The sequence below is a fragment of the Pseudodesulfovibrio sp. JC047 genome (genome assembly GCF_010468615.1).
Classification (GTDB): Bacteria; Desulfobacterota; Desulfovibrionia; order Desulfovibrionales; family Desulfovibrionaceae; genus Pseudodesulfovibrio.
The window spans coordinates 1-331 of the sequence record NZ_WUEH01000116.1 but is presented as its reverse complement, the minus strand read 5'-3'; the positions used below and the strand labels follow the sequence as shown (position 1 = coordinate 331).

Below are 331 nucleotides of genomic sequence, written 5' to 3'. Positions count from 1 at the left end.
AGGTTGACTCATTCTCTCCCTGTTTTAGGCTGCAGAGCTGTGCCATAGTAACAGGATGATCCTCACCTTTGAAGTGGGTCAGGAAGCGTGTCTCTAGCATGGCCCAGTTTTGGATGGAGTTCTCCGGAAGAGTGGAGTACCAATCGAAGGCCGTACCTTTTAGGGTACTTGCAAAGAGGCGGATCTTGAGGGCATCTTGATCCGCAATAGCTCCTGTCAGGATCTTGAAGTGGATGACGTGCTGTCTGGCTGATCCTTTCCCCGTATATGTTTGGAGAGTAGGATGCTTGAATTTTGTAGGGAACGGGACCGAGTCCATCCATAAGGGATA

General features: G+C 49.8%; 1 protein-coding gene. It reads right to left on the bottom strand.

The features are described 5' to 3' along the window. On the bottom strand, window positions 1-331 hold a 331-nt coding region (locus tag GO013_RS16835), incomplete at both ends, for a hypothetical protein (RefSeq protein WP_163813201.1).